This is a genomic window from Glaciibacter sp. 2TAF33, assembly GCF_052114945.1.
GTDB lineage: Bacteria > Actinomycetota > Actinomycetes > Actinomycetales > Microbacteriaceae > Cryobacterium.
On record NZ_JBFRFS010000007.1, the window covers coordinates 215,845 to 226,095 of the forward strand.

A 10,251-nucleotide genomic window follows, 5' to 3' on the forward strand; every position below is an offset into this window, starting at 1 on the left:
TGGTCAGGCCAGCGCGCTCACAATGGACGCGACAAGGAGCAGGGCCAGGGCAGCGAGCGTGATCCAGTGGGTCCGGACCGTGACGCCGGTTTCAGGGTCAGATTCGGTCAGCGCCCCGCCGTCGCGGAGGGCGTCCCACTGTTCGGTCACCACGTTGGCGATTCGGAGCGATGCGGGGCCTGCCGTGCTGCTGTCTCCGCCCACACCACGCTCGCTGGCCGTGCTGCGGCGGGCGGTTGGCCCGGGGGCGGCCCAGACGGGCACTTTGCGCGTCGGCGTGTAAAGCGTGAGCGTGTAACGGGTATCGATGCGTTCCAGCGCCGCCCACGGGAGGAAGACCGTGCGGAGCACGTTCACCACGGTGATCCCGCGCTCGTCGATCGAGATGACCGGGCGCCAGAACAAGGCGTAAACGAGCACCGCAAAGAAGAGGAGCGGCCAGAGCGTCGGCCAGAGGCTCGCCCAGTCGCCGAGTACGACCAGGCCGACGATGCCGACGACGCAGATCACGGCCACGGCGGCGGTGAGGACGCGTCCGAACAGTGGGCGGTAACGGTAGGGCAGAGGCGTCATGAGACCAGCTTCGCAGATGAGCGTGAGCCGGCGTGAAGCGACGACCGCAAGCCCGGGTTGCAAGAGTGCGGTAGGATAGTCCGTCGGGTCCCATTGTGACCATTTATTCATTTTCTTTGCCGCACGTGACATCCTGCGGCTCCCATCCCTTGTGAGGATTTCTTTTATGGCGATTGCCACGCGCAATAACCTTCGAAACGTAGCGATCGTGGCCCACGTCGACCACGGAAAGACCACCCTGGTCGACGCGATGCTCAACCAGACCAACTCGTTCGCCGAGCACTCACACGTGGACGAGCGCGCCATGGACTCCAACGAGCTCGAGCGCGAAAAGGGCATCACCATCCTCGCCAAGAACACGGCGATCTCGTACAAGGGCATCCACGCCACCGACGGCCCGATCACGATCAACGTGATCGACACCCCCGGCCACGCCGACTTCGGTGGCGAGGTCGAGCGCGGCCTGTCCATGGTCGACGGCGTCGTGCTGCTGGTGGACGCCAGTGAGGGCCCGCTTCCGCAGACCCGCTTCGTGCTGCGCAAGGCCCTTGAGGCCAAGCATCCCGTGATCCTGCTGGTCAACAAGACCGACCGCCCCGACGCACGCATCGACGAGGTCGTCGCCGAGAGCCAGGACCTCCTCCTCGGCCTCGCCAGCGACATGGCAGACGAGCACCCCGACCTCGACCTCGACGCCATCCTCGACGTTCCCGTCGTCTACGCGTCGGGCCGTAACGGCGCCGCGAGCTGGAACAAGCCGGAGAACGGCGTGCTGCCAGACAACGACGACCTCGAGCCGCTGTTCGACGCGATCCTCAAGCACATCCCGGCCCCGACCTATGATGACGAGCACCCGCTGCAGGCGCACGTCACCAACCTCGACGCCAGCCCGTTCCTCGGCCGCCTCGCACTCCTCCGTGTCTTCAACGGCACGATCCGGAAGGGCCAGACGGTGGCCTGGGTCAAGCACGACGGATCCGTGCACAACGTGCGCGTGACCGAATTGCTGATCACCAAGGCGCTGGACCGCTACCCGACCGACAGCGCGGGCCCTGGCGACATCGTCGCCGTCGCCGGTTTCGAGGACATCACCATCGGTGAGACCCTCGCCGACCCCGATGACGTGCGCCCGCTGCCGACCATCACGGTCGACCAGCCCGCCATCTCGATGACGATCGGCACCAACACCTCGCCACTGATGGGAAAGGTCAAGGGCCACAAGCTCACCGCCCGCATGGTGAAGGACCGCCTCGACCGCGAACTGGTCGGTAACGTCTCGCTCAAGGTCGTCGACATCGGACGCCCGGACGCCTGGGAAGTGCAGGGCCGTGGCGAACTCGCCCTCGCCATCCTGGTCGAGCAGATGCGCCGTGAAGGCTTCGAGCTCACGGTCGGCAAGCCGCAGGTGGTCGTGAAGAAGGTCGACGGCAAGGTCCACGAGCCGTATGAGCACCTCACCATCGACTCGCCCGAAGAATACCTCGGCGCGATCACGCAGCTTCTGGCCGCCCGCAAGGGACGCATGGAGAACATGGCGAACCACGGCACCGGCTGGGTTCGCATGGAGTTCATCGTTCCCTCCCGCGGCTTGATCGGCTTCCGCACCCAGTTCCTCACGGACACCCGCGGAACCGGCATCGCCAACGCCATCTTCCACGGCTACGAGGCCTGGGCCGGCACCATCACCACCCGGAACAACGGTTCGATCGTCGCCGACCGGTCCGGTGTGGTCACCCCGTTCGCCATCATCGCCCTCCAGGAGCGGATGACGTTCTTCGTCAACCCGACCGAAGAGGTCTACGAGGGCATGGTGATCGGCGAGAACTCGCGCGCCGACGACATGGACGTGAACATCACCAAGGAGAAGAAGCTGACCAACATGCGTCAGTCCACCTCCGACACCTTCGAGTCGATGACGCCGTCGCGCCAGCTGACCCTGGAGGAGTGCCTCGAGTTCGCCCGTGAAGACGAGTGCGTCGAGGTGACGCCGGCCATGGTGCGAATTCGCAAGGTCGAGCTGGCGGCATCCGCTCGCGCTCGCAACACCAGCCGTCTGAAGAAGCAGGACGCCGTCTAACCCCTCCCTCTTCTCGCCGAAAACGCAGTTGTTGGGTCTATTACCTATGGTTTAGACCCAACAACTGCGTTTTCGCGTGGGGGGTGCGGCGGGGCAGCCGGCGCGTAAACTTGCGCCATGTACAGGGTGAGAAGAGCGGTCAGTGTTCCGCTCGCGATCGTGTTCGCCTGCGTGAGTGTTCCATTGCTGAGCGGATGCTTCGGCTCCGTTGAGAGCGCCATCAACGGTGCGGTGCAGGGCGCCACCGGCGGCGAGGTCAGCCTCGGCGGCAAGCTGCCGAAGGGCTGGCCGAGCGAGGTCCCCGTCATCGACGGGAAGATCCTGTTCGGGGCCGGCGGCTCCTCCGACGGGGAGAAGGGCTGGGTGGTCACCATCAAGTCCGAAGCAGCCGACCCGCTGGCGGATGCCAGGAAACAGCTGGAGGACGCCGGTTTCGTCGTCGACACGGACGCCGCGACATCGGGCGGCGAGGTCGGCGTGGTGGCCGTGAAGAACGATCACTACGGCGTGCTGGTCGCCGGCAGCGCCGACGGGGTGCTCTACACGGTGACGCCGGTCGAAGCAGGGGTGACGACCGGTTAGCTTGCGGTCGCGCCGCGCTCGCGCCGCTCTGAGCAGCGAGTGCGGTCAAATTGCCGCCATGACGGCGTCCAAGGCGACCATTTGGCCGCACTCGCGGTCGTCAGAGCAGTGTGGGTCAGGAGAACAGCGTCTCGCCGACGTAACCGCCGGACCGCGCACCGGGCGGCACCACGAACAACGCCGAGCCGACGTGACGGATGTATTCGTTCATCATGTCGTGGCGCGCCAGATTCAGCTGCACAGTGGTGAACTGTTCGGGGGAACGCTGGAAGCTGATGAAGAACAGCCCGGCATCGAGCCGGCCGAGGGCGTCGTTGCCGTCCACGAAGTTGTAACCGCGGCGCAGCAGCCTGGCTCCTTTGTTCTCCGTCGGGTGCGCGAGCCGCACGTGTGACGCCGGGTCGATCAGCGGCTTGTCCTCGCGGCCGGCGACCGTGAAGTCGGGCTCGCTGAACTCGGTCCCACCCGACAGGGGTGCGCCCTCGCCCTTGGTGCGCCCGATCACCGTCTCCTGCTCGCTGAGGATGCTGCGGTCCCAGGTTTCGATGGTCATGCGGATGCGCCGGGCGACCAGGTAGGACCCGCCGGCCAGCCAGGCGGGGCCGTCGGAACTCGGCACCCAGACCTGCTCGTCGGCGGCGCCGGGTTCCTCAGCCTTGATGTTCGCGGTGCCGTCCTTGAAACCGAAGAGGTTCCGCGGGGTGGCCTGCGCCGTGCTCGTGGATGACGTACGACCGAACCCGAGCTGCGACCAGCGGATGGCGGCGCGGCCGAATGCGATGCGGGAGAGGTTGCGGATGGCGTGAACGGCCACCTGCGGGTCGTTGGCGCAGGCCTGGATGCACAGGTCGCCGTCGCTCCGACCCTCCTCGAGCATGTCGCCGGGGAAATGCGGGAGTTTCGTGAGCGCCGCTGGACGCGACCCGGCGATCCCGAACCGGTCGACGCCATCCGCTGTCGCGAACAGCGTCGGGCCGAACCCGAACGTGATGGTGAGCCCGGATGCAGGGAGGCCCAGGGCTTCGCCGGTGTCTTCCGGTGGGGCGTCGTAGGGGCCGCTCACGGCGCCGAAGTCGCCGATGTCCTTGCCGGCGGTCATCATGGCTGCCGCGGCGCTCCACTCGCGGAGTAGCTCCATCAGGTCGACCCTGGTAGCACCGGCGGCCATGTCGAACGCGGCGAAGTGCAAGCGGTCCTGCGCCGGGGTGACGATTCCAGCCTGGTGCGCACCGTAGAACGGGTAGAGCGCCGAGTCAGACGCGGCACCGACGCCGCCGGTCACGGCGATAGCCGCGCGGTCGCCGGCGATACCGAGGCCGAGGCCGGCCACGCCGGCGCCGGCCAGGCCGAGCAACCCGCGGCGGGAGAGGCCGCGCTCACTGGTCTCTCCCGTGCCGGCCGGGACGCCGGAGCGCTGTGGGTCGTTCGGCGTTGCGGGGTCGGTCATCGGGGCATCCGTCGCTCAGTCACCAGTTCTAGCTCAGTCACCAGTTCTAGCTCAGTCACCAGTTCTAAAGGACGAGTTTCGCTGTGAGCTGGTTCAGCGGTTCGGCGAGGGCGTTCACCTGGTCGGAGAGACCCTTGATCTCGCCGGTGCTGAGCTCGGTGTAGAGCTTGAAGCCGTCGCCGACGCGCTGGGCGTCGAGCAGGCTTTGGAGGGCGGCGAATTCGCGGTCAAGGGTGCGGGCCAGCGTCGAGTCCTTCTCCTTGACAATGTCGCGCACGCCGGCGTAAAGCACCTTCGCGCCGTCGATGTTGGCCTGGAAGTCCCAGAGGTCGGTGTGGGACCAGAACTCCTCTTCGCCGGTGACCTTGCCGCTGGCAACCTCGTCGAGCAGTCCGATTGCGCCGTTGGTCTGCTGGGCCAGCGTGAACGTGAGCCCGTGCACCTTGCTGTCCAGGGTTTCGGTGTCGGACACGAGAAGGTCGGCCAGGTGCTTTCGCTGCTCCGGGGCGTACGGCTGGAAGCCCGGTTCCGCGTTGGCGGGCCAGAGGTCCTTCTCAATGGCGTGCCAGCCGGTCCACTCCTGGCCCTCTTCGAGGTCGGCTTCGCGCAGGTCCAGTTTCGGGTCGAGGTCGCCGAAGGATTCGGCGATCGTCTCAACGCGCTCCCAGTGCGCGCGAGTGGGCGCGTAGAGGGCGCGTGCGTCGTCGTCGTCAGCGGCCGTGTATGCCGCGGCGAAGTCGCGCGTGCCGGCCAGCAACTGGTCCACCTGGTCCTGGACGTAGGAGGCGTAGTTCGTGTTGGCGGTGGCGATCTGCGCCGCCAGGTCGACGTTCAGGCCGCCGGCCGCATCGGACTTGGTGACGGTGAATTTCGTCTTGCCGATGCCGTCACCGGTCATGCCCGGCTTGCAGGCGGTGAAGTATGAGCCTTCGGCGAGCTGCACGACCAGGTCACGGCTGAGGCCAGGGCCGATGTTCTCCACTTCGCCGACGATCCGCAGGCCGTCATCCCCGAGCAGGTAGAACTCGGTGACCTGGTCTCCGGAGTTCGTAACGGTGAACCGCACGCTTCCGGCCGGAGCCTCTGAATCCGAGACGATACAGGCGCTGGATGTGCTCTCCACGGTGAGGGCCTTGTGGGTCGCGGCGCTGCTGCCGCCGTTGGCTACGCAGCCGGTCAGGGCGAGCAGGCCACTGAGCGACGCCGCGGCGAGGAGGGGGAGACGAGCGCGCATAGGTGTCCTTCTGGTGGGGTGATGGTGAGTGCTGAGGGTGGGTCGTCGTGTCTAGACGGCGCCGACGGATGCCGGAGTGGCGACGCGTGGTGACGCGGGAGCCGGTCGCTTGCCCTGTCGGCTCTTCACGATGAAGAGGGTCAGGGTTGGCGCGACGTAGGCGATCCAGACCGCCAGTTCAAGCCAGGTGGTCGCCGGCGAGAAGTTGAGGGTGCCCTTGAGGATGGTGCCGTACCAGCTGTCCGGTGGGATCGCGGCGCTCACGTCGAAGGCGAGGCTGTGGAGTCCGGGGAGGATGCCGGCTTCCTGGAGGTCGTGCACGCCATACGCGAGCACGCCGGCCGCGACGATGATGAGGATGCCGCCGGTCCAGGTGAAGAATTTCGCCAGGTTGATGCGTAGCATTCCTTTGTAGATCAGCCAGCCGAGGCCGACCGCTGTGATGATGCCGAGGGCGGCGCCCAGAAGCGGGAATGTGGTCTCGCCGCTTGCCTGCACTGCGGCCCAAATAAAGAGCGCTGTTTCGATGCCCTCACGTCCGACGGCGAGGAAAGCGACTAGGACCAGCCCCACTCCCGCGCCGACCAGGTGCTGGTCGATGTTCGACTGCAGGTGGCCCTTGAGGTCGCGTGCGGTGCGCAGCATCCAGAACACCATCCAGGTGACAAAGCCCGTTGCGACGATGGACAGTGTTCCGCCGATGGCCTCCTGGGCCGTGAATGACAGGCCGTAGGTGCCGAATGTGAGGATCGCGCCGACGCCGAGGGCGAGGAGCACGGCAAGCCCGACTCCCACCCAGATGCGCCCGAGCACGTCTTTCCGCCCGATCTTCACGAGGTACGCGATGAGGATGGTGACGATGAGTGCGGCTTCGAGACCTTCGCGCAGGCCGATCAGATAGTTTGCGAGCACGAGTCTTTCCTGGTCAAGGTCGGGGATGGTAAGGCTAACCTTACAACTCGACTGTAACCCGGGATATACGGCGCTGTCCAGCTAGGATTCCTTCGGCGGGACGGTTGCCCGCGATTTAGCAGGTGCAATAGGACGAATAGGGCTCCAGCATGGTGATGTCCGGAAGCGACGAACGCGTCGTCTTCATCTGCGACCGTCCGGGAGACGAATCACTGTTCGCCGGCGGGACCATCGCTCGGCTGCGGTCGGAGGATGCCCGCGTCGTCCTGGTGTTCGGGGGCGTAGCGCCCGGGGTGTCCGCGACGGTGTCAGGGTCCGTGACGGCGACAGGGACAGGGTCAGCGTCAGACGCCGACTCAGCCGAGCTGGACGCAGAGCGGGAGGCGGAGCTGGAGGCGGCGTGCGCCGAGCTCGACGTGAGTGATCGACGGATGCTGTCCGCGGCATCCGTTGACGGCACCACGCGACGCGGCCAGGTGGTGGCCACGGTGACCGAGTTGCTCGCGGACGTGCAGCCGACCGCACTCGTGGTCGTCACGGCAGCAGAGCCCCTGCTTGATGCTGCGACGGCAGCGGCGAATAGCCTGGGCGTGCCGGTCTTCCTCAGCCGGCGGATGTCTGATGACGTGGGGAAACGGCTCACGGCGATTGATGTGAGCGATGAGGTGGGACAGAAGACGAGGGCAGTCGCTGCCTACCGGAGCCGCTGGAGCATCAAGGACGGTGCGGTGCTGCGGCCGGACGGGGTGTTGCAGGCCATCACCGGAACCGAAACCTACCTGCGGCTGGAGCCAGCGGCCGGTCCGGCGCCGGAGGCACGCGCGACCGCGGTTGGCCGACTGGTCACGGCGGTTTTCGCGCTGTTCGCCGGCGCGTTGTACGGAGTGCTCGGCACGGTGGCGCACCAGGCGACGATCACGGTGGCGGCAACTGCGATCCCTGTCGGTCTGGCGCTCGCGCTCATCGGAGCCGCCGCGCTCCTGGTGGGATTGCGATTGCTATTGCATGATCGGATGGCGGTGCTGCTGGCGGCCCTGGGCCTGCTCGGTACTGTGTTTGTCCTCTCCCTGCGAAGCACGGGCGGTTCGGTGTTGGTGCCGGCTGGTTTGACCGGCACGCTGTGGACGGTTGTGCCGGCACTCGTGGCAGCCCTGGTTGTGGCGTGGCCAAAGCTGCCAGCGAAGCGCTGAGACCCACGCGAAGGCATAGACTGGGTTTCCACCTCGGGAAGGGAAATCGACCACTGTGACTTACGTCATCGCTCTTCCTTGTGTCGATGTCAAAGACCGCGCCTGCATCGATGAATGCCCCGTCGACTGCATCTACGAGGGCGAACGCTCTTTGTACATCCACCCTGACGAGTGCGTCGACTGCGGAGCCTGTGAGCCGGTCTGTCCTGTGGAGGCCATCTACTACGAGGATGACCTGCCCGAGCAATGGGCCGACTACTACAAGGCGAACGTGGAGTTCTTCGACGACATCGGTTCGCCCGGTGGCGCAGCCAAGATCGGCGTCATCCCGAAGGACCACCCGGTCATCTCGGTGTTGCCGCCCCAGGTTCAGCACTAACTGCCGGCTCGCGCTTGAAGCCGCTGCCCGACTACCCGTGGGACCAGATGGTCCCGTACGCCGAACGCGCCCGCGCCCATGACGGCGGCATCGTCGACCTGTCGATCGGTTCGCCGGTGGATGCCACCCCCGAGATCATCCGGCAGTCGCTGGCCGCTGCGACCGACGCGCACTCTTACCCTCAGACGGCGGGTACTCCGGCGCTGCAGCAGGCGATCGTCGAATGGTACGAGCGCCGCCGCGGCGTGACCGGCCTCACTCCGGCGCACGTGCTACCGACCATCGGGTCGAAAGAGCTTGTGGCGCTGCTGCCGTTCATGCTCGGGATCGGCGAGGGTGACACGATCGTGCACCCCCGGGCCGCCTACCCGACGTATGCGATCGGTGCGGCCATGGCAGGTGCCGAAGCCCTCGCGTCCGACGATCCGGCACAGTGGCCGTCGACGACCAAGCTGATCTGGCTGAACAGCCCCGGCAATCCGGATGGCCGGGTTCTCGGGGTGGCCGAGCTGCGGGCAGCCGTCGCGCGGGCACGCGAGTTGGACGCCGTGATCGTCAGCGACGAGTGTTACGCCGAACTCGGCTGGGACGGTGCCTGGTCCGAAGACCGGATTCCCAGCATCCTTGACCCCCGGGTCATCGAGGGCAACCGGCACAATGTGCTGGCCATCTATTCGCTGAGCAAGCAGTCGAACATGGCGGGTTACCGGGCGGCGTTCGCTGCTGGCTGCAGCACCGTGCTCGGTCGGCTCCTCACCGTGCGGAAGCACGCCGGGCTGATGCTGCCGGCTCCACTCCAGGCTGCGATGGTCGTGGCGCTCGGAGACGACGAGCACGTCTCGGTGCAGCGCTCGCTGTACCGCTCGCGACGGGCCGTGTTGAAGCCCGCCCTGGAGGCGGCAGGATTCCGGATAGACCACAGCGAAGCAGGGCTGTACCTGTGGGCGACGGAGGGCGTCGACGGATGGGAGTCGATCGGCCGGTTGGCCGATCTCGGTATCCTCGCCGGACCTGGCCATTTTTATGGGGACCTCTTCCCGCAGCATGTGCGCTTCTCGCTGACCGCGACGGATGAGCGGATCGCGGCGGCGGCGGAGCGTCTGCGGGCGTAGCGGCTGATCCGCTGTTCTGGTGGGTCGCTGGCCCGGTGCGTCGTTGATCTGGTGAGCGGCTGGTCTGGCGAGCGGCTGGTCTGGCGAGTCGGTGACTTCCGCTGGCGTGACCGCTGGTCCCCGGGGATAGGCTGGCGTCGAGATGAGGAGCAGCCAATGAGTGAGCCACACGTTCCGCCTCGCCGGGTACCGGACCTGTCAGGCCGGCCGCATGAACTCACCATCGAACGTGACATGGTGTCGCAGCCCTCGGAGCTTTTCGACGCGTGGACGCAGTGGTTCGAGCTGTGGTTCGCTGCGCCGGGCTCGGTATCGATGCACGCTGAGGTCAATGCCGCCTTCTTCTTCGAGACCGAGCACGCGAACTCCCGCCACCCGCACTACGGGAGGTTCCTGCAGTTGGAGCCGGACAGGTTGGTGCAACTCACATGGGTGACGTCTGGCACCCTTGGTGCAGAGACGCTTGTGACCGTCGAATTCGTGCCCAAGGGCGACGGAACACGGCTGTTCCTGCGGCACGCTGGCTTTCCCACCGCTGAACTCGCTGAGCAGCACGCCGAGGCCTGGCCGACCATTCTGGCGCATCTCGACGAGCAGCTGATCGCGCATGCCCAGCCCTCGCCCGGCTGGTAGCACCGACAGGTCCGGTGGCCCTCGACCGTCGGCTGGGCCGTTGCCGCTTCGCATCGTATAACTCGCCGACAGCCATCAGCCGGCCTGTTGCCCCATCCAGTCAGTGCGCCAG

10 protein-coding genes are annotated in these 10,251 nt (G+C 66.5%); 6 read left to right on the forward strand and 4 right to left on the reverse strand.

The window, feature by feature from the left end; all coding sequences use genetic code 11:
- Positions 1-3 precede the first annotated feature (3 nt).
- Positions 4-573, reverse strand: coding sequence for a PH domain-containing protein (locus AB4Y94_RS09195; RefSeq protein WP_441727428.1), 570 nt, complete (start codon positions 571-573; stop codon positions 4-6).
- A 166-nt stretch (positions 574-739) separates the two neighbouring features.
- Here AB4Y94_RS09195 and typA point away from each other — a divergent pair, with 166 nt between their 5' ends.
- Together typA and AB4Y94_RS09205 are read left to right on the forward strand one after the other, a co-directional pair.
- Positions 740-2,650, forward strand: a complete 1,911-nt coding sequence (gene typA, locus AB4Y94_RS09200) for a translational GTPase TypA (protein ID WP_441727429.1) — start codon at positions 740-742, stop codon at positions 2,648-2,650.
- A gap of 117 nt (positions 2,651-2,767) precedes the next feature.
- Complete coding sequence (locus tag AB4Y94_RS09205) at positions 2,768-3,232, forward strand: hypothetical protein (RefSeq protein WP_441727431.1); 465 nt, start codon at positions 2,768-2,770, stop codon at positions 3,230-3,232.
- 115 nt (positions 3,233-3,347) lie between these two features.
- Here the strand turns inward: AB4Y94_RS09205 and efeB are convergent, their stop codons facing one another.
- The 3 genes from efeB to efeU form a co-directional block, all read right to left on the reverse strand.
- Positions 3,348-4,679, reverse strand: a complete 1,332-nt coding sequence (efeB, locus tag AB4Y94_RS09210; RefSeq protein ID WP_441727433.1) for an iron uptake transporter deferrochelatase/peroxidase subunit — start codon at positions 4,677-4,679, stop codon at positions 3,348-3,350.
- A gap of 64 nt (positions 4,680-4,743) precedes the next feature.
- Positions 4,744-5,913 (reverse strand): iron uptake system protein EfeO, encoded by a 1,170-nt coding sequence (gene efeO / locus AB4Y94_RS09215; RefSeq protein ID WP_441727435.1) that lies wholly within the window; start codon positions 5,911-5,913, stop codon positions 4,744-4,746.
- Between the two features lie 51 nt (positions 5,914-5,964).
- Positions 5,965-6,825, reverse strand: a complete 861-nt coding sequence (efeU, locus tag AB4Y94_RS09220) for an iron uptake transporter permease EfeU (RefSeq protein WP_441727436.1) — start codon at positions 6,823-6,825, stop codon at positions 5,965-5,967.
- 149 nt (positions 6,826-6,974) lie between these two features.
- Here efeU and AB4Y94_RS09225 point away from each other — a divergent pair, with 149 nt between their 5' ends.
- The 4 genes from AB4Y94_RS09225 (at position 6,975) to AB4Y94_RS09240 (ending at position 10,139) form a co-directional block, all read left to right on the forward strand.
- Positions 6,975-8,015, forward strand: coding sequence for a PIG-L deacetylase family protein (locus AB4Y94_RS09225; protein WP_441727438.1), 1,041 nt, complete (start codon positions 6,975-6,977; stop codon positions 8,013-8,015).
- Positions 8,016-8,070: 55 nt separating this feature from the next.
- Positions 8,071-8,394: a ferredoxin gene (gene fdxA / locus AB4Y94_RS09230; RefSeq protein ID WP_441727439.1), complete on the forward strand. Its 324-nt coding sequence runs from the start codon at positions 8,071-8,073 to the stop codon at positions 8,392-8,394.
- Between the two features lie 14 nt (positions 8,395-8,408).
- The gene (gene dapC, locus AB4Y94_RS09235) at positions 8,409-9,506 is read left to right on the forward strand and encodes a succinyldiaminopimelate transaminase (RefSeq protein WP_441727440.1); all 1,098 of its coding nucleotides are present in this window, start codon (positions 8,409-8,411) and stop codon (positions 9,504-9,506) included.
- 156 nt (positions 9,507-9,662) lie between these two features.
- The gene (locus AB4Y94_RS09240) at positions 9,663-10,139 is read left to right on the forward strand and encodes an SRPBCC family protein (protein WP_441727442.1); all 477 of its coding nucleotides are present in this window, start codon (positions 9,663-9,665) and stop codon (positions 10,137-10,139) included.
- Positions 10,140-10,251: the final 112 nt, after the last annotated feature.

Bases quoted from the DNA above. Each gene is read 5' to 3' on its own strand.
- AB4Y94_RS09195 (WP_441727428.1), bottom strand. From the start codon at position 573: ATGACGCCTCTGCCCTACCGTTACCGCCCACTGTTCGGACGCGTCCTC.
- typA (WP_441727429.1), top strand. From the start codon at position 740: ATGGCGATTGCCACGCGCAATAACCTTCGAAACGTAGCGATCGTGGCC.
- AB4Y94_RS09205 (WP_441727431.1), top strand. From the start codon at position 2,768: ATGTACAGGGTGAGAAGAGCGGTCAGTGTTCCGCTCGCGATCGTGTTC.
- efeB (WP_441727433.1), bottom strand. From the start codon at position 4,679: ATGACCGACCCCGCAACGCCGAACGACCCACAGCGCTCCGGCGTCCCG.
- efeO (WP_441727435.1), bottom strand. From the start codon at position 5,913: ATGCGCGCTCGTCTCCCCCTCCTCGCCGCGGCGTCGCTCAGTGGCCTG.
- AB4Y94_RS09225 (WP_441727438.1), top strand. From the start codon at position 6,975: ATGGTGATGTCCGGAAGCGACGAACGCGTCGTCTTCATCTGCGACCGT.
- AB4Y94_RS09240 (WP_441727442.1), top strand. From the start codon at position 9,663: ATGAGTGAGCCACACGTTCCGCCTCGCCGGGTACCGGACCTGTCAGGC.